This is a genomic window from Streptomyces sp. NRRL F-6492 (genome assembly GCF_001280125.1).
Taxonomy (GTDB): domain Bacteria; phylum Actinomycetota; class Actinomycetes; order Streptomycetales; family Streptomycetaceae; genus Streptomyces.
Map to the genome: position 1 here is coordinate 1 of NZ_LGEG01000240.1, position 22,556 is coordinate 22,556.

The following is a 22,556-nucleotide window of genomic DNA, read 5'->3' on the forward strand; positions in this document are numbered from 1 at the left end:
CGCCGGCCCCGGCGCCCGCCCCGTACGGGCAGACGCCGCCCCCGTACGGCCAGGTCCCCGGCCAGCCCCCGGGCCAGTACCCCGGTCACGGCCAGCCGCCGCAGACCCCGCCCCACGGCCACCAGCAGCCGTACGGCCAGCAGCCCCCCTACGGGCAGGCGCCGCCCCCCTACGGGCAGCAGCCGCCCGGGTACGGGCAGCAGCACGCGGGCGTGCCCCAGGGCGCCCCCGCCGCCAGCGCGGGCCTCGCCGCCGCGCTCGCGCCGTACAAGGAGACCGCCACCGGCTCCCGCTGGACCCCGCAGAACCAGCAGCTCATGCGGGTCGACCTCGCCATGGGCGGCACGCCCGTCCTGGCCCGGCAGGGCTCCATGGTCATGTACCAGGGCAAGGTCGACTTCGGCTACAAGGGCGCGGGCTTCGCCGGCCGGATCGTCGGCAACGCCACCGGCCAGGAGATGCAGCTGATGCGCTGCACCGGCCGCGGCCAGGTCTTCCTCGCCGAGGAGGGCGCCCAGCTGCACCCGATCGAGCTCCAGGGCGACGGCATCTGCGTCTCCGCCGAGAACGTCCTCGCGTTCGACGAGACCCTCCAGTACGAGATCCGCCGCATCGAGGGCCACGGCATCCCCGGCGGCGCCCTCTTCACCATGCAGTTCCAGGGCAGCGGAACGGTCGTCGTGAAGACCCGGGGCATCCCCGTGGTCCTCCCGGTCACGCCCACGACCTTCGCCGACTGCAACGCCGTCGTCGCCTGGTCGTCGGCCTCCCAGGTCGTCCTCTCCAGCCAGGTCCGCCTGCGCCGCAACGCCTACCCGGGCCACAGCGGGGAGACCGTGAACCTGCAGTTCCGGGGCGCCCCCGGCAACTTCATCGTCGTCCAGCCCTACGAGGTCTGAGGGAGCCCGAAGCCATGAACCAGCAACTCGCGGGCTATGCCCCGACCCCCGTCGCGGCCCGGATGGAGAACCACGGCAGCGCCATGCTCAAGGTCGCCATGGCGAGCGGCCAGGACCTCTACGCCCGGTCGGGCTCGATGGTCGCCTACGAGGGCTTCATCACCTACGAGCCCAACCCGCCCGCCGTCCGGCAGTACGCCCAGCAGTGGGCCACGGGCGAGGGCGCGCCGATCATGAAGTGCTCCGGCGACGGACTGCTCTACCTCGCCGACTACGGCGCCGACGTCGTCGTGATCAACCTGAACAACGACTCCCTGTCGGTCAACGGCACCAACCTCCTCGCCTTCGACGCGCACCTCCAGTGGGGCGTCGAGCGGGTCAAGGGCCTCGCCAAGTTCGCCGGACAGGGCCTGTTCAACGTGACGATCGCCGGCACCGGCTGGGTCGCGCTCACCTCGCGCGGCACCCCGATCGTCGTCGACTGCGGCCGCGGCGAGGACGAGACGTACGTCGACCCCGACGCGCTCGTCGCCTGGTCGCCCGCGCTCAAGGTCAAGGGCAAGCGCAGCTTCAAGGCCTCCTCCCTCATCGGACGGGGCAGCGGCGAGGCCTACCAAATGGCCTTCTCGGGCCAAGGCATCGTCGTCGTACAGCCGAGCGAGGACAGCACGGACCGCCTGCGGGTCCGGGGCTGAGGGGGAGCGAGAACACACCATGCAGAGCCCGCTTTTCAACCACGCCGAGCAGCAGAGCCAGGAGCGGTACGTCGTCCAGAACCCGCAGCTCCTGCGGGTCAGCCTGACCGGACAGGACGACGTCCTCGCCCGCAAGGGCGCCATGGTCGCCTACCAGGGCCTCGTCGACTTCGACGGCGAGTACCAGACCGCGAACCAGCGCCGGGCCCGCGCCCGCACCGGTGAGGGCCTCGACCTGATGCGCTGCTCCGGGCAGGGCACGGTCTACTTCGCCAACCTCGCCCAGTACGTCCACGTCGTGGAGGTCGAGCAGGAGGGCCTCACCGTCGACAGCGCCTACGTCCTGGCGCTCGACTCGACCCTCCACACCGAGGTCATCGCCGTCGACAGCCAGTACGGCGTCTCCGGCTCCGGCAAGTACCAGCTCAACGTCTCCGGCCGCGGCAAGGTCGCCCTGATGACCTCGGGACAGCCGCTGATGATGCAGGTCACGCCCGACAAGTACGTCAGCGTCGACGCGGACGCGATCGTCGCCTGGTCCACCGGCCTCCGGGTCCAGATGCAGGCGCAGACGCACAACTCCAGCGTCCGCCGCCGGCGCGGCGACACCGGAGAGGGCTGGGAGCTCAGCTTCCTCGGACAGGGCTTCGCCCTCGTCCAGCCCAGCGAGGTCATGCCCCCGCAGCACGCGGCCATCGGCCAGGGCATCGCCGCCCAGTACGGGGCCGGACAGCACGGCGCCCACGGCCAGAACCAGAACAACGCCTGGAACTAGGGCCCGCCCGGGGGTACGGGAAGGGGGGCGGTCGCCGATCGGCGACCGCCCCCCTTCCGCCGTCCTCACAGCCGGGCCAGCGTGCCCTCCAGGAGACGGACCACCGACGTGTCCGCCACGCCCGCCACGTCCTCGTACGCGAACCAGCGCAGGTCCAGCGACTCCTCGCTGATCCGCTCCACCGCGTCCGACGGCGCCAGGGCCGCGTACTGCACGTCCAGGTGCCAGTGGCAGGGCGCCGGGATCGGGTGCCGGTCGAGCCGCACCGGGCCGCCCGGCAGCAGGGCGAGCCCGGGGATCCCGGACTCCTCCGTCGCCTCCCGCAGCGCGGCGGCCTCGACCGTCGTGTCCCCCGGCTCGCAGTGGCCGCCCAGCTGGAGCCACATGCCCAGCTTCTTGTGCAGGGTCAGCAGCACCCGGCCCCGCGAAGGGTCGACCACCAGCGCGCTGGACGTCAGGTGACCGGCCGAGCAGGGCTTGTACATGCCGTCCGGGTGCGCGTCCAGGTGGTCCAGGTAGACCTGCCGCAGCTCCTCCTGGCCCCCGTACTCCTTGAGCACGAGGACCGCGTCGTCGTGCAGGGTCACTCCTTGCCGTCCCCGCCGCCGGTCCCGTTCCCGCCGGTCCCGTTCCCGTCGCCGTCCTCCGGGGAGCCGTCCTCCGGGCCGTCGCCCCTCGGGGAGCCGCCCTTCGCCGCCTCGCCCAGCATCTTGTCCAGCTCGGAGAAGTCCGGGTGCTCGCGGTGCACGAAGCCGTCCGGGTCGTCCAGGTCGGTCGCCGTCGGCAGCATGTCCGGGTGCTCCCACAGGCCGTCCCGGCCGTCGACCCCGCGCGCGTCGGTGAGCGAGGCCCACAGGCGCGCCGCGTCCCGCAGCCGCCGGGGCCGCAGCTCCAGACCGATCAGGGTCGCGAAGGTCTGCTCGGCGGGACCCCCCGAGGCCCGGCGCCGGCGCAGCGTCTCGCGCAGCGCGTCCGCCGAGGTCAGCCGGGACTTCGCGGCCTCGTGGACCACCGCGTCCACCCAGCCCTCGACCAGCGCGAGCGCCGTCTCCAGACGGGCCAGGGCCGCCTTCTGCTCCGGGGTGTCCTCCGGCTGGAACATGCCCTGCTGGAGCGCCTCCTGAAGCTGCTCGGGATGCGTCGGGTCGAGCTGGCCCACCGCCTCCTCCAGCTTCGAGGTGTCGACCTTGATCCCGCGCGCGTACCCCTCGACCGCGCCGAACAGGTGCGCCCGCAGCCACGGCACGTGCGCGAAGAGGCGCTGGTGGGCCGCCTCGCGCAGGGCCAGGTACAGCCGCACCTCGTCCGAGGGCACGCCCAGGTCCTTGCCGAAGGCCTCGACGTTCAGCGGCAGCAGCGCGACGCGCCCGGCCGGGCCCAGCGGCAGGCCGACGTCGGTCGAGCCGACGACCTCGCCCGCGAGCGCGCCCACGGCCTGCCCGATCTGCTGGCCGAACATGGCGCCGCCCATGGACCGCATCATGCCGATCAGCGGGCCCGCCATGGCCTGCATCTCCTCCGGCAGCACGTCGCCCATGGCCGTGCCGACCCGCTCGGCGACCGGGTCCACGAGCTGCTGCCACGCCGGCAGCGTCGCCTCGACCCACTCCGCGCGGCTCCACGCCACGGCGACGTTCGCCCCGGAGGGCAGCGAGGTCACCTGGTCCAGCCAGAGGTCGGCCAGGCGCAGGGCCTCCTGGACCGCCGACTTCTCGGCCGGGCCCACGCTGGCGTCCTTGGTGCCGTCGGGGGTGCCCTGGGCCACCACCTGGCGCGCGATCTGCTTGGCCATGTCCCAGTTCACGGGACCGCCCTCGTAGCTCAGCATCTGCCCGAGCTGCTGGAAGGCCGCGCCCAGATCGTTGGGGTTCAGCGAGCCGAACATCGCCGCGAACGGGTTGTCCGCGCCGCCCGGTCCGCCCATGCCCGGCAGTGCGCCGAAGCCGAACGGGTTCGCCCCGAACGGGTTGCCGCCCTGGCCACCGGACCCCTGGCCACCTCCGGCGGGGTCCTTCTTCTTGCCCTCGTCGCCGTCCTCCGGCTCCTCCGGCGGAAGGCCGAATCCGAATGGGGTGTCACTCACAGGTTTCCTCGGCTCGTAGGGCCGCCGGCCTCCTGCCGACGGCGACTGCCCGACCAGAGCCTGCCCACGACAGGCTCCGCACACCACCAGCGTAGACATCCGGGCCGGAAACGGGCTCGGTGCTCCGCCGGGGCACTGCCTGCGGCAGGATGGACGCCACCTGGTACGTACGCCGTGCGGCGCACGTACTGAAGACAACCGCTGGAGACGCCCGGTGAGTTCCCCAGATCCACAGGTTCGCGGAACGCGAAACCACTCGACCCGGTCCACCGCGCGCGGGCCCGTCGTCGCGGTCACCGGCGCCGCCTCCGGCGTCGGCGACCTGCTGACCAGGCGCCTCGCCGCCTCCGACGAGGTCAAGCGGGTCGTCGCCATCGACGAGCGCCGGGGCGAGGTCCCCGAGGCGCAGTGGCACGTCCTCGACGTGCGCGACCCGGCCATCGCGGAGAAGCTGCGCGGCGCCGACGTCGTCGTGCACCTCGCCGTCGACCTCGACCTGGAGACCGACCCCGCGGCCCGGACGGCCTACAACGTGCGCGGCACGCAGACCGTCCTGACCGCCGCCGCGGCCGCCGGGGTCCACCGGGTGGTGCTCTGCACCTCCGCGATGGTCTACGGCGCCCTGCCCGACAACGACGTCCCGCTCTCCGAGGACGCCGAGCTGAAGGCCACGGCGGAGGCCACCGGCGTCGGCGACATGCTGGAGATCGAGCGCCTGGGCCGCCGGGCGCCCCGCGCCCACCCCGGCCTCCACGTCACCGTGGTCCGCCCGGCCGTCCTCGTCGGCGGTACGGACACGGCGCTGACCCGCTACTTCGAGTCGCCCCGGCTGCTCGTCGTCGCCGGCTCCCGGCCCACCTGGCAGTTCTGCCACGTCGAGGACCTGGTGAGCGCCCTGGAGTACGCGGCCCTGGAGAAGGTCGACGGGGAGTTCGCGGTCGGCTGCGAGGGCTGGCTGGAGCAGGAGGAGGTCGAGGAGCTCTCCGGGATCCGGCGCATGGAGCTGCCCTCCGCCGTCGCCCTCGGCACGGCGGCCCGCCTCCACCGGATCGGCCTCACCCCGTCCCCCGCGGGCGACCTCGCGTACACCATGCACCCCTGGGTGGTGAGCGTCGGACGCCTGCACGACGCCGGCTGGCGGCCGAAGTGGACGAACGAGGAGGTCCTCGCCGCGCTCCTGGAGGAGGTCGAGGGCCGCCACACGGTCGCGGGCCGCCGCCTGGGCCGCAAGGACGCGACGGCGGCCGGAGCGGCCGGAGCGACGGTGGCCCTGCTCGGCACGGCGGCGCTCGTCCGGCAGATGCGGAAGCGACGCGGGATCTGACCCGCGTCCGGGAGCCGGTCCTCCGGCGAACCGTCCGCGTCCGGGAGAGCCGGTCCTCCGGCGGACCGTCCGCGTCCGGGAGACGGCCTTCCGGCGACCGTCCGCGTCCCGGAGACGGCCTTCCGGCGGACTGTAGGACCCTCCTACGGAGGGTCCCGAGCACCGGTCGAAACCGCTCTACCCGGTTGTCGGCGGCGTACGGCACGATGGGCTCATGGCACTGACGTTTGACCACCCCGGCGAGCAGGCCTCGGCCGACCCCATCAAGCTCCTCGCGATCCGGGAGACCCCCCTCTCCGTCGACGAGGTCTTCCGGGCCGTCGGGGACGACGCCTCCGGCGGCACCACCCTCTTCGTCGGCACCGTGCGCAACCACGACGGCGGCGCGGACGTCGACGCGCTGGGCTACTCCTGCCACCCCACGGCCGGGGCGGAGCTGCGCCGCGTCGCCGAGAAGGTCGTGGCGAACCACCCGGTCCGCGCCCTGGCCGCCGTCCACCGCGTCGGCGACCTGCGGGTCGGCGACATCGCGGTCGTCGTGGCCGTCTCCTGCCCCCACCGCGCCGAGGCCTTCGAGGCCTGCCGTAGGCTGATCGACGACCTCAAGCACGAAGTACCCATTTGGAAGCACCAGACCTTCTCGGACGGAACCGAGGAATGGGTGGGTGCCTGCTAGGGAGGACCGGGAAGCAAGGCGACGCGCCGACGGGGCGTAGCCGAACGCCCGATTTGCGTAACCGACCCCCGCGCGCGAGCGTTGACGACACGGATGAAACAGTCTGCTGATCAACTCACTGGGGATGGGAGGTCGGGATGGCAGCGCTGGCCTGGTTGCTGATTCCGCTTTTCGCAGTCGTCGGCGCGGCGATATGGGGAAGCTGGGCTTCGAGGAACAAGACCATAGGCGACGTGGCCGAGCTCGCCGGCTACGCCCGCTTCCGGGACGCGATGGAACGCGCCCACCCCACGCCCTCCGATTCCGTCCGCCCCGAGCGCGAGGACTCCGCCCGCCCCGAGCGCGAACCGGCCGCGGCCGCCACCGCCGCCACCGCCGTCACCTCCTCTTCCTCCGGCTGACGCGGGCCGCCCCGTACGGACCCGCCCCGGGGGTGCACCCACAGGCGAGTCCCGTACTGTCGTTCCATGCCACGCCGCACCGCGACGATGCTCGCCTCCACCCTGGTCCTGATCTGCCTGCTCATCGCGGGCGTTCTGATCCCGGTGCCGTACGCGGAGATGAGCCCCGGACCGACGGTCAACACCCTCGGCGACGCCAGGGGGGAGCCCGTCCTGCAGATCTCCGGACGCAAGACGTACCCGACCGACGGCCACCTCAACATGACGACGGTCCGCGTCACCGGAGCGGACTACCGGATGAACGCCGTCGAGGCCGTCTACGGGTGGCTCGCCCACGACAACGTGGTGGTGCCGCACGACACGCTCTACCCGGACGGCAAGACCGAGGAGCAGTCGAGCCAGGAGAACGCCGAGGAGTTCAGCCAGTCCCAGGAGAGCGCCAAGGTGGCGGCCCTCGGCGAGCTGGGCGTCCCGGTGGTCTCCCGGGTCGTCGTCGCCACGGTGGTCAAGGGCGCCCCGGCCGAGGGCAAGCTGCACGCCGGGGACGTCATCAAGGCCGTCGACGGCGTGGCGATCACCGAGCAGAGCGGCGTCGCCGCGCAGGTGGTCAAGCGGAAGCCCGGCCAGAAGGTCGAGTTCACGATCGTGCCCGCCAAGGAGGCGGCCGCCGCCGAGAAGGCGGGCAAGGAGCCGACCGCGACCCGGAAGGTGGTCATCACGACCACCACCTCCGAGGAGGGCGACCGGGCCGTCGTCGGCATCCAGGCCGGCACCGACCACGTCTTCCCGTTCACGATCGACATCAAGCTGGCCGACGTCGGCGGCCCCAGCGCCGGACTGATGTTCGCGCTCGGGATCATCGACAAGCTCACCCCGGACAGCCTCACCGGCGGCCGGTTCATCGCCGGCACCGGCACCATCGACGACAAGGGCGAGGTCGGCCCGATCGGCGGCATCGAGATGAAGCTGGTCGGCGCGCGCGACGCGGGCGCCGAGTACTTCCTCACCCCGGCCGACAACTGCGCCGCGGCCGCCTCCGACGTCCCCGACGGCCTCACCCTCGTCAAGGTGGACACCATCGACGACGCCACGAAGTCCCTGGAGAAGCTCCGCAAGGGCGACACGGCGTCCCTGCCGAGCTGCGCGAAGGGCTGACCGGCCCCGCACGGGCACGAGAGGGCGGCACCCCGACCGGGGCGCCGCCCTCTTCCGTACGTACGGCCCTCAGCCCTCGAAGGTGGCCGCGAGGGCCTCGGCGAGCCCCGGCACCAGGTCCGGACCCGTCAGCACCTCGGTCGCCGAGTCCTTCTCGCGCAGCCGGATCGCCGCCTCGCGCGCCCCGCTCCGCAGCACCGCCACGGTCATCCGGACCTCCTGGCGGTCCGGGTGCCCGGCCACCCACTTGGCGAGCTGCTTCTCGCTCAGCCCCTGCGGGACCTGGGCCTCCGCCGACGGGGGCAGCATGAGCCGCTCCACCGTCATGGCGCAGCCGGCGACGGCGTCGGGCCAGGCGATCGTGCCGAGGAACTCGTCGAGGGGCTTCCCGCGCGGCAGCTTGTCCTGCTCGATCGGGGTGTAGGAGGCGGTGTCGTCGCCCAGGCCGAGCTGGGAGGCGAGCCTGGGCTCCCGGGCGCGCAGCCGGGCGGTGTCGACCAGGGCGAACAGGCGGGCGGGCTGGTCCCAGCCGAGGCCCGACGCGTACTCGTCGATCTCGAGCACCGTGCGGGTGAGGGGGCTCGCGGCCATCGCCGGGCCGGAGGGGGAAACGTTGGACATGACCAATATCCTGCCTCCTCTTTCCCCGAAGCCGGGAACTAGGTAAAGCCTCGGTAAGTTGCATCAGTGGGGCCCTACGATCGCGGGGCCTGCTTTCAGACCCATCAGCACGCATCGACACATCGACACCGAGACGCATCAACACCGAGGGGCGTACGTTGGCTTTCCAGATGCCGGACCGCGGCGGAGGCCCGTCAGGGCCAAGGATGAGAGTCGGCCGGCCGTCCCGGCGGGCCCGTACCCTGCTCATGACACTCGGGGTGCTGGCCGTCCTGGCCATGGCGTTCGTGATGTTCGCCGGGTTCTGGACGGACTGGCTCTGGTACCGCTCGGTCGAGTACTCGTCCGTGTTCACCACCACCCTGTGGACCAAGATCGGCCTCTTCGCGGTCTTCGGCCTCCTGATGGGGCTCGCCGTCGGCTTCAACATCTGGCTGGCGCACCGGCTGCGGCCGCCGCTCAGCGCGATGTCGCTGGAGCAGCAGAGCCTCGACCGGTACCGGATGGGCCTCGCCCCCTTCAAGAAGTGGGTGCTGCTCGCGGTCACGGCCCTGGTGGCCCTGATCGCCGGCGCCTCCGCCTCCGGCCAGTGGCGCACCTGGCTGATGTGGGTCAACGGCGTGAAGTTCGGCCAGAAGGACCCGCAGTTCGGGCTCGACGTGTCGTTCTACGCCTTCGACCTGCCCTGGTACCGCTTCCTCCTCGCGTTCGGCTTCGCCGCCGCCGTCCTGTCGCTGATCGCCGCCGCGCTCACGCACTACCTGTACGGCGGACTGCGGGTCACCAGCCCGGGCGCGCGCGCCACCGCCGCCGCCACGGGCCACCTGTCGGTGCTGCTCGGCGTCTTCGTGTCGCTGAAGGCCGTGGCGTACTGGCTCGACCGGTACGGCCTGGCCGTGAAGTCCAGCGACTTCAAGGCAACCGGCAACTGGACGGGCCTGCGCTACGTCGACGCCAACGCGTACCTGCCGGCGAAGACCATCCTCTTCTGCATCGCCGCGATCTGCGCCGTGCTGTTCTTCGCGACGCTCTGGCGCCGCACCTGGCAGCTGCCGGTGATCGGCTTCGGCCTGATGGTGCTGTCCGCGGTCCTGATCGGCGGCCTGTACCCGGCCATCGTGCAGAAGTTCCAGGTCCAGCCGAACGAGCAGGCCAAGGAAGCGCCGTACATCCAGAAGAACATCGACGCGACCCGCAAGGCGTACGCGATCGACGGGACGAAGCCCGAGAACTACTCGGGCAAGTCGACGGTCAAGGACAAGGGCAAGCTGCGGACGGACGCCGACACGGCGGCCAGCTACCGCGTCCTCGACCCGAACATCGTCTCGCCCACGTTCCAGCAGCTGGAGCAGAAGCGGAAGTACTACCAGTTCCCGACCACCCTGGACGTGGACCGCTACCAGGGCAAGGACACCGTCATCGGTCTCCGCGAGCTGAACATCCGGGGCATCCCGAAGCGGAACTGGATCAACGACCACTTCACCTACACCCACGGCTACGGCGCGATCATGGCCTCGGGCACGCAGACCGACGCCAACGGCTCCCCGGTCTTCACCGAGTCCGGCCTGCCGACCACGGGCCAGCTCCCGAAGTACGAGCAGCGGATCTACTACGGCGAGAAGACCGACCAGTACTCGATCGTGGGCGGCCCCCAGCGGGAGCTCGACTACGAGGACAACGGCGAGAAGACCACCAGCTACAAGGAGAAGAGCGGCGTCAGCCTCTCCAGCGCCTTCAACCGCGCCGCGTACGCGGTGGCCTTCAGCGAGCCGCAGATCCTCTACTCGGGAGCCATCGGCGACGGCTCGCGGATCCTCTACAACCGCACGCCCAAGCAGCGCGTCGAGGCGGTCGCGCCCTGGCTGACCATCGACGGCGACGCCTACCCGGCGGTCGTCGGCGGCCGGATCCAGTGGATCGTCGACGCGTACACGACGACCAACGGCTACCCGTACGCCTCGCGCACCACGCTCGGCGACACCACGGCCGACTCGCTGACCGTCGGCAACCAGCAGCGCACGGTCGTCGCCCAGCAGAACCAGGTCAACTACATCCGCAACTCGGTGAAGGCGACCGTCGACGCCTTCGACGGCACGGTGAAGCTGTACCAGTGGGACGCCCAGGACCCGGTCCTCAAGACCTGGATGAAGGCGTTCCCGGACACGGTCCAGCCGAAGTCCGAGATCAAGGGCGACCTCCTGGAGCACCTGCGCTACCCGCAGGACATGTTCAAGGTCCAGCGCGAGCTGCTGACCCGCTACCACGTCACCGACCCGGCGCAGTTCTACAGCGGCTCGGACGCCTGGCAGGTGCCGGACGACCCGACCAACAAGGACGGCAACGCGGTCCCGCCGTACTACCTGAGCATGAAGATGCCCGGGGACGCGGCGCAGCGCTTCTCGCTGACGACGACGTTCACGCCGAACGGGCGGCCCAACCTGGGCGGCTTCATGGCGGTCGACGCCGACGCCACCAGCAAGGAGTACGGCCGGCTGAGACTGCTGCGGGTCACCCAGGACGTGCCGGGCCCGGCCCAGGTGCAGAGCAAGCTCAACGGCCTGCCGTCCGTGGCCCAGTTCGTCCGGGACCTCAAGGGCGCCGACTCCGACATCCAGTACGGCAACCTGCTGACCGTGCCGCTGGACGGCGGGTTCCTGTACGTGGAACCGGTGTACGCCCAGGGACGGAACGCGCTGTACCCGCTCCTGAAGAAGGTCGCGGTGTCGTACGTGGACGCGGACCAGCCCGCGGGTGACACGACCAAGGACACCACGGTGTTCGAGGACAACCTCACCAAGGCGCTCAACGCGGTCTTCGGGGTGGAGGCGCCGACGCAGCCGACGCCGGAGGAGCCGGGCACCACGCCTCCGCCGCCGGCGTCGAACGACGCCGCGCTGAAGCAGGCGATCGCCGACGCCCAGAAGGCGTACGACGCGGGCGAGGCCGCCCTGCAGAAGGGCGACTGGACCGCGTACGGCAAGGCGCAGGAGGACCTGCAGGCGGCCCTCCAGAAGGCCGCCGACGCCGGGGCGAGGCTCAAGTCACCGGGAGCAGGCGGCTGACCTGAGGTTTTCCACCTCCGCGCCGTGATACTGTTACGTCACCGACGCGGGGTGGAGCAGCTCGGTAGCTCGCTGGGCTCATAACCCAGAGGTCGCAGGTTCAAATCCTGTCCCCGCTACTCTGTGGCAAACGAGGGCCCGGATCCATAAGGATCCGGGCCCTCGTCGTGTGTCGACGTGCCAGGGGGTACCGAAGAGCGGTAGGGAAGGGGCGAGTTGGCGTGAGTCGTGTTTGACTTGTCTCTCTGTGGGCATGTCGACAAAACGCTGAGTGACCTCACTGGCTGCGGTTTACCAGGTGTGCTCGGGTGGCGGGTGGTGCGACGATGGTATTTATGGGGGACAGGGCAACTCTGTTGGAGACAGGGCGGTTTGTGCAGCGGCATGCCAGGAACGCCGCGGACGAGATCATCGAGGCGGTGGGGGCCGTCGAGACGGTCCTCGGCACCACGGCCGAGGCCGATGCCGACACCGAGAACGAGACCGAGACCGAGGCCCGGCACCGCCGTGCCGCCGAGCACGGGGACCTCGCCTCGATGAGCGCCCTCGGCGCCATGCTGCTGCGCCGCGGCGACCTCGACGGCGCCGAGCCCTACCTGCGCTGCGCCACCGCCGAGGGGGACCGGGCCGCCGCCAACAACCTGGGCGTCCTGCTGCACCAGCGCGGATACGCCGACGAGGCCGCCGGCTGGTGGCGGGTCGCCGCCGTCGCGGGCTCCGCCCCCGCCGCCCACGCGCTCGGCCGCCACCACCGCGAGCGCGGCGACGAGCCCGCCGCCGAGTACTGGCTGCGCCAGGCCGCCGAGCAGGGCCACGCCCTCGGCGCGTACGCCCTCGCCGACCTCCTGGAGCACCGCGGCGACGTCGGCGCCGAGCGCTGGCTGCGCGCCGCCGCCGAGCAGGGCCACCGCGAGGCCGCCTACCGCCTCGCCATGGCCCTGGAGCGGCGCGCCACCGAGACCCCCCGCGGCCCGCACGCCACCGGCACCCGCCTCCCGGTCCCCGCCGCCGTCAGGAGCGCCGCGGGAGCGGCCCCCGGCGTCCTCCCGCCGGAGGTCCCGGCCGCCGAGCCCGTGGGCGAACTCGCCGAGGCCGAGCAGTGGTTCCGGCAGGCCGCCGCGCGCGGCCACCGGCGGGCCGCGCTCCACCTCGGCGCCATCCTGGAGCAGCGCGGCGAGCTGAAGGAGGCCGGCCGCTGGTACCTCAGCTCCGCCAAGGAGGGCGAGGCCAGGGCCGCCTGCGCGCTCGGCTTCCTGCTCCGCGACGCGGGCGACGAGGAGAGCGCCGCCGTGTGGTGGCTGCGGGCCGCCCAGGACGGCGACGGCAACGCCGCCAACGCCCTGGGAGCCCTGCACGCGGCCCGGGGCGAGCAGCAGACCGCCGAGCGCTGGTACCGGGCCGCCATGGACGCCGGCGACGTCAACGGCGCCTACAACCTCGGGCTGCTCTGCGCCGCCCAGGACCGCATCCCGCAGGCCGAGCAGTGGTACCGGCGGGCCGCCTACGCGGGCCACCGCGAGGCCGCCAACGCGCTCGCCGTGCTGCTCCTCCAGGCCGGCGACGCGAACGGCGCCGAGCCGTGGTTCTCCAAGGCCGCCGAGGCCGGCAGCGTGGACGCCGCCTTCAACCTGGGCATCCTGCACGCCGGCCGCGACGACGACCGCACGGCCCTCGTCTGGTACGAGCGGGCCGCCGCCGCCGGGCACACCGAGGCCGCCCTCCAGGTCGGCATCGCCGCCCTGCGCGACGGCGACGAGCGGACCGCCGAGCGGCACCTGCGGTGCGCGGCGGGCGGCGGCAGCGCCGAGGCCGCCTTCCGGCTCGCCTCGGTGCTCGACGCGCGCCGCCCCGAGCCCGGCCCCGCCGTGCTCGGCGCGCCCCGCGAGGAGAAGAGCGAGTGCGAGGAGTGGTACGAGCGGGCCGCCCGGCAGGGTCACCGGCGCGCCCAGGTGCGGGTCGGGATGCTCGCCGCCGCGCGCGGCGACCTGGCGGAGGCCGACCGCTGGTACCGCGAGGCCGCCGAGGCGGGCAGCCGCAACGGCGCCTTCAACCTGGGGCTGCTGCTCGCCCGCGAGGGCAGCGAGCGCGAGGCCTCCCTCTGGTGGACCCGGGCCGCCCGGGCCGGCCACGGCCGCGCCGCGCTCCGGCTCGCGCTGCTCGCGGCGCGCCGGGGCGAGCTCACCGAGGGGCGCCGCTGGTGCGCCCGCGCGGTGGAGCTGGGCCCGGCGGAGGTCGCCGAGCGGGCGGCCCGGCTGAGCGAGGCGCTGCACCAGGAGCTCACGGCGTGACGGCCGGACCGGAGGCGGCGGGCGTTAACGGATTTGCGCTGGTGACGGAGGAGCCGTAAGGTTGGGTTCACCGACGCGGGGTGGAGCAGCTCGGTAGCTCGCTGGGCTCATAACCCAGAGGTCGCAGGTTCAAATCCTGTCCCCGCTACTCAGTAGCAAACGAAGGCCCGGATCCGATTCGCTCGGATCCGGGCCTTCGTCGTGTCCGGGTCGTCGTGGCTGGGCCTGAGCGTGAAGAAGCCCCCGTCGAAGCGGGGGCTTCTCGCGTTCGCGTTCAGGCCGTCGTGGCGCAGCTCGGGCAGATGCCCCGGTACGTGACCTCGACGTCGGAGATCGTGAAGCCGAAGCGCTCGCTGTCCGGCAGGTCCGCCAGCGGGTCGCCGCCCGGGTGCACGTCGCGGATCGCGCCGCACCGGCCGCAGACCAGGTGCTGGTGCGGACGGTGGGCGTTCGGGTCGTACCGCTTGGCGCGCCCGTCGGTGGCCACCTCGATGACCTCACCGAGGGTGACCATCTCGCCCAGCGTGTTGTAGACGGTCGCGCGCGAGATCTCGGGCAGCCGCGTCACGGCGCGCGCGTGGACCTCGTCGGCGGTCAGGTGGACGTGGTCCCCGTCGAGCACTTCGGCCACGACGCGGCGCTGCGCGGTCATGCGCCAGCCACGTCCGCGCAGTCGTTCCAACAGGTCGTTCATGAGGGTCAGCCTAACAGTCGGTGACAAGATCCCGAATGAGTGTGACTCTGGAACCATGATTGACTTGGAATTAGTCCAATGTAGGATCGAGCTCGACGCTGGCCGCGACCCGCGAGAGGTGGATCGGGGCGGGACGCGCAAGGCGGACGGAGACTTCGGCGAGCGGCTGGAGACCGCGGTCCAGGCCCTGCGCGGCTGACGGCGGCCTGTCGAGGAGAGAGGGCCGGCCCCCCCCGTACGGGGCGGGGCCGGCCCTCTCGTACGTGCTCAGGCGGCGCTGTGCACCGGGATCCAACAGCGGACGATGTCGCGTACGGAGACGATGCCGACCGGTCCGTGGTCGTCGAGGACGACCAGATGGCGGAAGCCGCCGCGGGTCATGGCCTCGGCCGCCTCCGCCAGGGTCCAGGTGGGGGCGGCGAAGACGACGTCCCGGGTGGTGTGGGCGTCGGCGGTCTCGTGGTCGGGGTTCCGGTCGGCGCCGACGGCGTCGAGGATGTCGCGCTCGGTGAGGATGCCGATGCCGCCGGAATCCCCGTCCTGGACGACGGCGGCGCCGACGCGACGCGCCGACATCAGTCTCGCCGCCTGGCGGAGGGTGTGGGCCGGGCCGATGGTGAGGGTCACGGGACTCATGGCGTCGCGGACGAGCATGGAAGGGACCACCTCCGGTTCGAGAACTTTTTCACAAGTTCACAAGTGGGGGGAGTCTCAGAGTGGCACCGGGGGAGGAGGCCGACAAGGGGGCGCGCGAGGCGCCCTCGCGAGCGCGGGGGGCGCTGCGCGCCCGGAGGTGCCGAAGGGGCGTCGGGCGCCCGGAGGTGCCGAAGGGACGGCCGCTCCCGGGGCGCCGGGAGGCGGGCCGCCCTCCTCGGGTACCACCGGCCCGGGGGGAGCCGACCGGCCCTCCCCGGACGCTTGCCGGTGAGGGCCGGCCGGCTCCCTTGAGGGCACCTGCCCCGGTGGGGCCGACCCACTTTCTCCGCGCGCCCGCCGGTGGGGCCGGCCCGCTCCCTTGAGGGTGCCCGCCGGGGGGCCGACCGCTCTCTTCGCGCCTGCCGGCGGGGGCCGGTCGGCTCCCTCCGTGCCCGCCGCCGAGGAGGGGCCGGTACTCCTCGGCCGCTCGCCGCCGAGGGGTGGTCGGTACTGCTCAGGCGCCCGGCCCGAGGGGTGGTCGGTACTGCTCAGGCGCCCGCCCCCGAGGAGCGGTCCGTACTCCTCGGGCGCCCGGCCCGAGGGGTGGTCGGTACTGCTCAGGCGCGCGCCCGAAGAGCGGTCAGTTCTCCTCGGGTGCGCGCTGGTTCAGGTAGCTCAGCAGTTCGCCGTGGAGCAGGCCGTTGGACGCCGCCGCGTTGCCGCTGTGCGGCCCGTGCCGGCCGTCCAGGCCCGTGTACGTGCCGCCGGCCTCCTGGACCACGATCGACACCGCCGCCATGTCCCACAGCGACAGCTCCGGCTCCGCGCAGAGGTCCACGGAGCCCTCCGCGACCATCATGTACGGCCAGAAGTCGCCGTACGCCCGCGTCCGCCAGCACGCGCGCGTGAGGTCCAGGAAGCCGTCGAGGCGGCCCCGCTCCTCCCAGCCGCTCAGCGAGGAGTACGCGAACGAGGCGTCCGCCAGGGAGGAGACCTTCGAGACCCCGAGCCGGGTCGCCGAGGCCAGGCTGCGGCCCGTGTACGCCCCGAGGCCCTTCGCCGCCCACCAGCGGCGGCCCAGCGCCGGGGCCGACACCACGCCCACCACCGGCTGGAAGCCGGTCTCCCCGGCCTCCATCAGCGCGATCAGGGTCGCCCAGACCGGCACCCCGCGCACGTAGTTCTTCGTTCCGTCGATCGGGTCGATCACCCAGCGGCGCGGGCCCGAGCCCTCCACGCCGTACTCCTCGCCCAGGATCGCGTCGCGCGGCCTGGCCCGCTGGAGCTGACCGCGGATCAGCTCCTCCGCCGCCTTGTCGGCCTCGCTCACCGGAGTCATGTCCGGCTTCGTCTCGACCTTGAGGTCGAGCGCCTGGAAGCGGTCCATGGTGGCCGCGTCGGCGGCGTCGGCGAGGACGTGGGCGAGGCGCAGGTCATCGTGGTAATCGGCCATGGTCGGCACTCTATCCCCGGGTGATCCCGGCCGGAGGAACCGTCCACCGGCGCCCCGGCTCCTTGACAGGGCGCGGGCGTCTGCCGACGCTGTGTGCGGGGACGCGCACGGAGCGTGCCGCACCCCGCACCGACACGTACGGCCCGGGAGGCGCCGATGCCGACTGCCCGTGAGGCCCTGCTCGACGCGGCGCTCGCCGCGCTCACGCACCGGCCGTGGTCCGCCGTGCGGATGGCCGACCTCGCCGCCGCCGCCCGGGTCTCCCGGCAGACCCTCTACAACGAGTTCGGCAGCAAGGACGGGCTGGCCCGCGCGCTCGTGCGCAGGGAGGCCGACACCTACCTCCAGGGCGTCCGGGGGCTGCTCGCCCGGCCGGGGCCGCCCGGCCGGACCCTCGCCGCCCTCGCCGAGTGGATCGTGGCCAGGACCGCCGCCCGGCCGGTCCTGCGGGCCCTGCTCACCGGCGCCTGGGACGCCCGGCTGCCGGCGCCCCGGCCGGCCAGACCGGGCGCCCGGCCCGCGACCGTCCCCGCCCAGCGCCGCGCCGACGCCGGGCCGCCCGCGCCCGGGGAGCTGGTGGCGGCCACCGTGGCCTGCGCGGACGAGGGGTGGGCGGCCGCCTGCGAGCTCGCCGTCAGGATCGCCCTCAGCCACGTCGTCGCGCCCCCGGTGCCGTACGGGACGGCCGCGGGGGCGCGGGGCGCGGGAGGTCAGTGCGCGGAGCCGGAGAGCTGGAGCCCGATGACGCCCACGATCACCAGGGTGATCGAGACGATCTTGAGGGTGGAGACCACGTCACCCAGGAAGACCATGCCGTAGATCGCGGTCCCGGCCGCGCCGATCCCCGTCCACACCGCGTACGCCGGTCCCACGTCGAGCTTCCGCAGCGCCAGCGTGAGGAGGCCGAAGCTGCCCAGGGCGAAGGAGGCGAAGGCGACCGTCGGCCACAGGCGCGTGAACCCGTGCGAGAGCTTGAGGCAGACCGCGAAACCCGTTTCCAGGAACCCGGCCACCACCACCAGCAGCCACGCCATCGTCAGTGCCTCCCACGCCGTCGGTGACCGCTTCGTCGCACTCGGTGCGATTATGCACTTACCGGTACCGAACGGGTGTGAACACGGGAGGCTCAGTCGCCCTCGCGTCGCTCCCGGGTCGAGAGCAGCCGCCGCAGCGACACCAGCCGCGCCGGATCGGCGTGCCCCTCCGCCACGTACGCGTCGAGGGCGCAGTCCGGCTCGTCGTGGCCGCACGCGCGCGGGCAGTTCTCCGTACCCGGGACGAGGTCGGGGAAGGCGAGGATCACCCGGGACGGGTCGACGTGGTGCAGGCCGAAGGAGCGCACGCCCGGGGTGTCGATCACCCAGCCGCCCTCCTTGTCGTCCAGCGGCAGGGCGAGCGCCGAGGTCGTGGTGTGCCGGCCGCGGCCCGTCACCGCGTTCACGACACCGGTGGTGCGCCGCCGGTCCGGCGGCACCAGGGCGTTGACGAGCGTCGTCTTGCCGACGCCGGAGTGCCCCACGAACGCGGTGGTCCGGCCCTTGAGGTGCTCGTGGACCCGCTCGGCCGCCACCCCGTCGACGAACTCGTCCCGGGTGGTCACCACGTGCGGCACGCCGAGCGCCCCGTACATCTCCAGGAGCGCGTCCGGCGACGCCAGGTCCGACTTGGTGAGCACGAGCAGTGGGGAGAGGCCGCCGTCGTACGCGGCGACCAGACAGCGGTCGATCAGCCGGGGCCGCGGCTCGGGGTCGGCGAGGGCGGTGACGATCGCCAGCTGGTCGGCGTTGGCCACGACCACCCGCTCGTACGGGTCGTCGTCGTCGGCCGTGCGCCGGAGCACCGAGGTGCGCTCCCCGATCCGTACGATCCGGGCCAGCGTGTCCCGCTCCCCGGAGAGGTCGCCGACGATCGAGACCCGGTCGCCGACCACGGCGGCCTTGCGGCCCAGCTCGCGCGCCTTCATCGCCGTCACGGCCCGGTCGCCGACCAGACAGGTCAGCCGGCCCCGGTCGACGGTGAGGACCATGCCCTCGACGGCGTCCTCGTGCTTCGGCCGGATGGTGGTCCGGGGGCGGGTCCCCTTGCGGTTGGGCCGCTGGCGGATGTCGTCCTCGTCGGTGTTCTTGCCGTAGCGCCGCATGGCTCAGGCCCCGAGCATTTCGGTCCACATCGTCGGGAAGTCGGGCAAGGTCTTGGCCGTCGTCGCCACGTCCTCGATCTCCACGCCCTCGACCGCCAGGCCGATGACCGCGCCCGCCGTCGCCATCCGGTGGTCGTGGTACGTGCGGAAGACGCCGCCGTGCAGCGGGCGCGGGCGGATGTGCAGACCGTCCTCGGTCTCCGTCACGTCCCCGCCCAGCTCGTTGATCTCCTTGGTGAGCGCCGCGAGCCGGTCCGTCTCGTGCAGCCGCAGGTGGGCGACCCCGCGCAGGGTGGAGGGGGAGTCGGCGAGGGCCGCGACCGCCGCGATGCCCGGGGTCAGCTCGCCGACCTCGCCGAGGTCCACGTCGATGCCGTGGATCCGGCCCGTGCCGGTGAAGGTCAGACCCGCCTCGGTCAGCTCGCAGGAACCACCCATCTCGGTGAAGATCTCCCGCAGCGCGTCACCGGGCTGGGTGGTCCGCGCGGGCCAGTCCGGGACCGTCACCCGGCCGCCGGTCACCAGGGCGGCCGCCAGGAACGGCTGCGCGTTCGACAGGTCCGGCTCCACCACCAGGTCACGGCCGCGCAGCGCGGACGGCGCCACCCGCCACACGTCCGGCTCGCCGCCGTGCTCCGGCTCGTCGACCCGCGCGCCGACCGCGCGCAGCATGTCGACGGTCATCCGGATGTGCGGCATCGAGGGCAGTCGCGACCCCACGTGCCGCACCTCCACGCCCTGGTTGAAGCGGGGCGCGGAGAGCAGCAGGGCGCTGACGAACTGGGAGGACGAGGAGGCGTCGATCTCGACCGTGCCGCCGTCCAGGCCCCCGGTGCCGTGCACGGTCATCGGCAGCGCGCCGCGGCCGTCGTCCTCGATCCGGGCGCCGAGCGCGCGCAGCGCGTCGATCACGCCGTGCAGCGGACGCTCGTGGGAGCGGGGGTCGCCGTCGAAGCGCACCGGCCCTTCGGCGAGCGCCGCGACCGGGGGCAGGAAGCGCATGACCGTGCCGGCGTTGCCGACGTCGACGGCCGCGGGGCCGCGCGGAGGCGCGGGGATGATCCGCCAGGCCTCGCCGGACCCGTCGGGGCCCACGCCCTCGTCGATCCGCACGCCGAGGGTACGGAGCGCCTCGGCCATCAGGAGGGTGTCCCGGGAGCGCAGCGGGCGGCGCAGCCAGCCGGGCTCGGCGGCGAGCGAGGCGAGCACCAGGGCGCGGTTGGTGACCGACTTCGACCCGGGCACGGTGACGGTCGCGTCGACGGCGCCGCGCGCGTACGGAGCGGGCCAGAGGTCGGTGGACGGGTCGGTGTGCGGGGAAGCTGCTGCGGTCATGCCCTCACTGTACGGGGGCGTCAGAAGCGCAGGAGCCAGCGACCGCCGCCGATCAGGCAGCAGACCGAGACCGTGTGGAAGAAGATCAGCCACACTCCGGCGGGCACGTGGGTGAGCCGCGCCAGCTGGTCCGCGTCCGAGTCCGGGGCGCCGCCCCGGCGCCGCTTCGCCTGGAGCTCGAAGGCCGGCCGGACGCCGCCCAGAAGCAGGAACCAGACCGCCCCGTAGGCGAAGGTCCCCTGCACGTCGGGCCCGGTGAACAGCGAGACGAGGAGGAAGGCGGCGCCCGTCACCAGGACGGTGAGGATCCCGTACGCGTTGCGGACCATCACGAGCAGCGCGAGGAGCAGCGCGGTCGCGGCCCACAGCAGCAGCGTGGTCCGGTGGGTGCCGAGCAGCGCCGCGCCGCCGAGGCCGAGCAATGGGGCCGCCGGGTAGCCGGCGGCCAGGGTGAGGACTATCCCGAGGCCGGTCGGGCGGCCCCGGGACACGGTCAGGCCGCTGGTGTCCGAGTGCAGCCGGATCGCTTCGAGGCGGCGGCCGGTGGCCAGGGCGACGATGCCGTGACCGCCCTCGTGGGCGATGGTGATCGCGTTGCGGGCCGGCAGCCACAGCCGCCGGAACAGGACCAGTCCCAGCGCGCAGCCGGCGGTGAACCAGACGATCCACTCGTCCGGGGCGGGCTGGGTGCCGAGGATGTCGTTCATTCGGCGGAAGCTCCTCGGTCGCGGGCGGGATCGTGGCAGTCTGGCACGTATGTGCGGACGGTTTGCATCGAGTCGACGGCCCGAGGACCTCGTGGAGACCTTCGGGGTGGAGCAGTGGGAGCCGGAGGAGGCCCTGGCCCCCGACTGGAACGTGGCCCCCACCAAACAGGTCTGGGCGGTACTGGAGCGTCCCGTGAAGGACGCGGAGTCCAAGGAGCCGGTTCGCCAGCTGCGCACCCTGAGGTGGGGGCTCGTCCCGTCCTGGTCGAAGTCCCCGGACGGCGCCGCCCGGATGATCAACGCGCGCTCCGAGACCCTCCACGAGAAGCCCTCCTTCAAGCGGGCCTTCGCCTCCCGCCGCTGCATCATTCCCGCCGACGGTTACTACGAATGGGTGACCGGGACGGCGGAGCGGGACCTGGAGGTCGAGGGGAAGAAGAAGCGGCCGCGCAAGCAGCCGTACTTCGTGACCCCGGCGGACGGCTCGGTCTTCGCGATGGCGGGGCTCTACGAGTTCTGGCGCGACCGGACCCTTCCCGACGACCACCCCTCCTCCTGGTGGGTCACCTGCTCGGTGATCACCACGGAGGCGGAGACCGGGCCGCTGGGCGTGGCCCCGGCCGACGGGCCCCGCTCGCTCGCCGACATCCACCCCCGGATGCCGCTGATGCTGACGGAGGACCGCTGGGACGCCTGGCTCTCCCCGGAGAACGGCGACCTCGAAGAGCTGCGCGGACTGCTCGCCCCGCCGCCGGAGGGCCTGATGCGGGCCTATCCGGTGCCGACGGCCGTCAGCAACGTCCGCAACAACGGCCCCGAGCTCCTGACGGAGCTGGAGGGCCCGGAGGAGGGCACGCTCTTCTGACCCCGCCGCCCGCGCGGCAGAATGAGGGCGTGACCGATGAAGCGACCGACGGGGCGACGCGCCGCGAGACCGTCCCCACCGACGCCGGCGACGCCCGCGTCACCTGGTACGAGCCGGACGCGGGCCCGGAGCCGTGGGCCGTCCTCGCGCTCGGCCACGGCGCCGGCGGCGGGATCGAGGCCCGCGACCTGCGGGCCCTGGCCGGGGCGCTGCCCGCCCGGGGCGTGACCGTCGCCCTCGTCGAACAGCCCTGGCGGGTCGCCGGCAAGAAGCTCGCGCCCGCCCCGAAGACCCTCGACGCGGCCTGGCGCGGCCTCTGGCCCGCCCTCGCGAAGCCCGGCCTCCCCGTGGTCGCGGGCGGCCGCAGCGCCGGCGCCCGGGTCGCCTGCCGCACCGGACGCGAGCTCGGCGCGACGGCCGTCCTCGCCCTGAGCTTCCCCCTGCACCCGCCGGGCAGGCCCGAGAAGTCCCGCGCCGACGAGCTCCTCGGCACCGGCCTGCCCACCCTCGTGGTCCAGGGCGGCAACGACCCCTTCGGCCGCCCCGAGGAGTACCCGGAAGGCCCGTACGCCCTCGTCGAGGTCCCGTACGGGGACCACGGCTTCGCCCTGCCCAAGCGCGCCCCCCTCGGTCGGGACGAGGCCCTCGGGCTGCTCGTGGACGGCGTCGCCGACTGGCTCGGCGCCCTGCGCTGACGCCCTGTCGGACACGTCCCCGCGCCGGGAATGCCGAGCGGGGGAGCGCTGT

22 protein-coding genes and 2 tRNA genes are annotated in these 22,556 nt (G+C 73.2%); 14 read left to right on the plus strand and 10 right to left on the minus strand.

The window, feature by feature from the left end:
• From ADL08_RS25210 to ADL08_RS25220, 3 genes are all read left to right on the plus strand, one after another.
• Window positions 1-899, plus strand: an 899-nt coding sequence (locus tag ADL08_RS25210; RefSeq protein ID WP_199837083.1) for an AIM24 family protein, incomplete at its 5' end; no start/stop codon positions are given.
• A 14-nt stretch (window positions 900-913) separates the two neighbouring features.
• Entirely contained in the window at window positions 914-1,594 is a 681-nt protein-coding gene (locus tag ADL08_RS25215; RefSeq protein WP_053646779.1) for an AIM24 family protein, read from the plus strand.
• A gap of 19 nt (window positions 1,595-1,613) precedes the next feature.
• Window positions 1,614-2,369, plus strand: a complete 756-nt coding sequence (locus tag ADL08_RS25220; protein WP_053646782.1) for an AIM24 family protein — start codon at window positions 1,614-1,616, stop codon at window positions 2,367-2,369.
• Window positions 2,370-2,434: 65 nt separating this feature from the next.
• Here the strand turns inward: ADL08_RS25220 and ADL08_RS25225 are convergent, their stop codons facing one another.
• Window positions 2,435-2,956 (minus strand): NUDIX hydrolase, encoded by a 522-nt coding sequence (locus tag ADL08_RS25225; RefSeq protein ID WP_053646784.1) that lies wholly within the window; start codon window positions 2,954-2,956, stop codon window positions 2,435-2,437.
• The gene (locus ADL08_RS25230) at window positions 2,953-4,452 is read right to left on the minus strand and encodes a zinc-dependent metalloprotease (RefSeq protein WP_053646786.1); all 1,500 of its coding nucleotides are present in this window, start codon (window positions 4,450-4,452) and stop codon (window positions 2,953-2,955) included. Before ADL08_RS25230 ends, ADL08_RS25225 begins: the two co-directional genes overlap by 4 nt.
• Window positions 4,453-4,666: 214 nt before the next feature.
• Here ADL08_RS25230 and ADL08_RS25235 point away from each other — a divergent pair, with 214 nt between their 5' ends.
• The 4 genes from ADL08_RS25235 to ADL08_RS25245 all read left to right on the plus strand — a co-directional run bounded on the left by ADL08_RS25235 (window position 4,667) and on the right by ADL08_RS25245 (window position 8,008).
• Complete coding sequence (locus ADL08_RS25235; RefSeq protein ID WP_053646788.1) at window positions 4,667-5,776, plus strand: SDR family oxidoreductase; 1,110 nt, start codon at window positions 4,667-4,669, stop codon at window positions 5,774-5,776.
• Window positions 5,777-5,990: 214 nt separating this feature from the next.
• On the plus strand, window positions 5,991-6,452 hold the full coding sequence (locus tag ADL08_RS25240) for a molybdenum cofactor biosynthesis protein MoaE (RefSeq protein ID WP_053646790.1): 462 nt from the start codon (window positions 5,991-5,993) through the stop codon (window positions 6,450-6,452).
• 233 nt (window positions 6,453-6,685) lie between these two features.
• The gene (locus ADL08_RS37685) at window positions 6,686-6,853 is read left to right on the plus strand and encodes a hypothetical protein (RefSeq protein WP_199837084.1); all 168 of its coding nucleotides are present in this window, start codon (window positions 6,686-6,688) and stop codon (window positions 6,851-6,853) included.
• A 66-nt stretch (window positions 6,854-6,919) separates the two neighbouring features.
• On the plus strand, window positions 6,920-8,008 hold the full coding sequence (locus ADL08_RS25245) for a PDZ domain-containing protein (RefSeq protein WP_053646792.1): 1,089 nt from the start codon (window positions 6,920-6,922) through the stop codon (window positions 8,006-8,008).
• Window positions 8,009-8,077: 69 nt separating this feature from the next.
• Here the strand turns inward: ADL08_RS25245 and ADL08_RS25250 are convergent, their stop codons facing one another.
• Window positions 8,078-8,629 (minus strand): PPA1309 family protein, encoded by a 552-nt coding sequence (locus ADL08_RS25250; RefSeq protein WP_053646794.1) that lies wholly within the window; start codon window positions 8,627-8,629, stop codon window positions 8,078-8,080.
• Window positions 8,630-8,799: 170 nt separating this feature from the next.
• Here ADL08_RS25250 and ADL08_RS25255 point away from each other — a divergent pair, with 170 nt between their 5' ends.
• The 4 genes from ADL08_RS25255 to ADL08_RS25270 all read left to right on the plus strand — a co-directional run bounded on the left by ADL08_RS25255 (window position 8,800) and on the right by ADL08_RS25270 (window position 14,127).
• On the plus strand, window positions 8,800-11,691 hold the full coding sequence (locus tag ADL08_RS25255) for a UPF0182 family protein (RefSeq protein WP_078968178.1): 2,892 nt from the start codon (window positions 8,800-8,802) through the stop codon (window positions 11,689-11,691).
• A 45-nt stretch (window positions 11,692-11,736) separates the two neighbouring features.
• A tRNA-Met gene (locus tag ADL08_RS25260) sits at window positions 11,737-11,810 on the plus strand.
• Window positions 11,811-12,017: 207 nt separating this feature from the next.
• Window positions 12,018-13,979, plus strand: coding sequence for a tetratricopeptide repeat protein (locus tag ADL08_RS25265; protein ID WP_053646796.1), 1,962 nt, complete (start codon window positions 12,018-12,020; stop codon window positions 13,977-13,979).
• 74 nt (window positions 13,980-14,053) lie between these two features.
• Window positions 14,054-14,127, plus strand: a tRNA-Met gene (locus tag ADL08_RS25270).
• Between the two features lie 126 nt (window positions 14,128-14,253).
• Here the strand turns inward: ADL08_RS25270 and ADL08_RS25275 are convergent.
• The 3 genes from ADL08_RS25275 to hisN all read right to left on the minus strand — a co-directional run bounded on the left by ADL08_RS25275 (window position 14,254) and on the right by hisN (window position 16,762).
• Entirely contained in the window at window positions 14,254-14,673 is a 420-nt protein-coding gene (locus tag ADL08_RS25275; RefSeq protein WP_078968179.1) for a Fur family transcriptional regulator, read from the minus strand.
• A 267-nt stretch (window positions 14,674-14,940) separates the two neighbouring features.
• Window positions 14,941-15,327, minus strand: coding sequence for a cyclic nucleotide-binding/CBS domain-containing protein (locus tag ADL08_RS25280; protein WP_053646800.1), 387 nt, complete (start codon window positions 15,325-15,327; stop codon window positions 14,941-14,943).
• Between the two features lie 622 nt (window positions 15,328-15,949).
• Window positions 15,950-16,762 carry a histidinol-phosphatase gene (hisN, locus tag ADL08_RS25285; protein ID WP_053646802.1) on the minus strand — a complete coding sequence of 271 codons (813 nt, stop codon included), beginning with the start codon at window positions 16,760-16,762 and terminating at the stop codon, window positions 15,950-15,952.
• Window positions 16,763-16,918: 156 nt separating this feature from the next.
• Here hisN and ADL08_RS25290 point away from each other — a divergent pair, with 156 nt between their 5' ends.
• Window positions 16,919-17,581: a TetR/AcrR family transcriptional regulator gene (locus ADL08_RS25290; protein WP_053646804.1), complete on the plus strand. Its 663-nt coding sequence runs from the start codon at window positions 16,919-16,921 to the stop codon at window positions 17,579-17,581.
• Here ADL08_RS25290 and ADL08_RS35890 read toward each other — a convergent pair.
• The 4 genes from ADL08_RS35890 to ADL08_RS25305 all read right to left on the minus strand — a co-directional run bounded on the left by ADL08_RS35890 (window position 17,473) and on the right by ADL08_RS25305 (window position 20,944).
• Window positions 17,473-17,796, minus strand: a complete 324-nt coding sequence (locus tag ADL08_RS35890) for a DMT family transporter (RefSeq protein WP_078968180.1) — start codon at window positions 17,794-17,796, stop codon at window positions 17,473-17,475. The two genes, ADL08_RS25290 and ADL08_RS35890, sit on opposite strands and share 109 nt — an antisense overlap.
• Before the next feature lie 92 nt (window positions 17,797-17,888).
• On the minus strand, window positions 17,889-18,902 hold the full coding sequence (gene rsgA, locus ADL08_RS25295) for a ribosome small subunit-dependent GTPase A (RefSeq protein WP_053646806.1): 1,014 nt from the start codon (window positions 18,900-18,902) through the stop codon (window positions 17,889-17,891).
• Window positions 18,903-18,905: 3 nt separating this feature from the next.
• The gene (aroA, locus tag ADL08_RS25300) at window positions 18,906-20,237 is read right to left on the minus strand and encodes a 3-phosphoshikimate 1-carboxyvinyltransferase (protein ID WP_053646808.1); all 1,332 of its coding nucleotides are present in this window, start codon (window positions 20,235-20,237) and stop codon (window positions 18,906-18,908) included.
• Between the two features lie 20 nt (window positions 20,238-20,257).
• Window positions 20,258-20,944, minus strand: coding sequence for a M50 family metallopeptidase (locus tag ADL08_RS25305; RefSeq protein WP_053646810.1), 687 nt, complete (start codon window positions 20,942-20,944; stop codon window positions 20,258-20,260).
• 49 nt (window positions 20,945-20,993) lie between these two features.
• On the opposite strand from ADL08_RS25305, the gene ADL08_RS25310 reads away from it, so the two are divergent.
• Together ADL08_RS25310 and ADL08_RS25315 are read left to right on the plus strand one after the other, a co-directional pair.
• Window positions 20,994-21,809, plus strand: a complete 816-nt coding sequence (locus ADL08_RS25310) for an SOS response-associated peptidase (RefSeq protein WP_053646812.1) — start codon at window positions 20,994-20,996, stop codon at window positions 21,807-21,809.
• Window positions 21,810-21,838: 29 nt separating this feature from the next.
• Window positions 21,839-22,504 carry an alpha/beta family hydrolase gene (locus ADL08_RS25315; RefSeq protein ID WP_053646814.1) on the plus strand — a complete coding sequence of 222 codons (666 nt, stop codon included), beginning with the start codon at window positions 21,839-21,841 and terminating at the stop codon, window positions 22,502-22,504.
• Window positions 22,505-22,556: the final 52 nt, after the last annotated feature.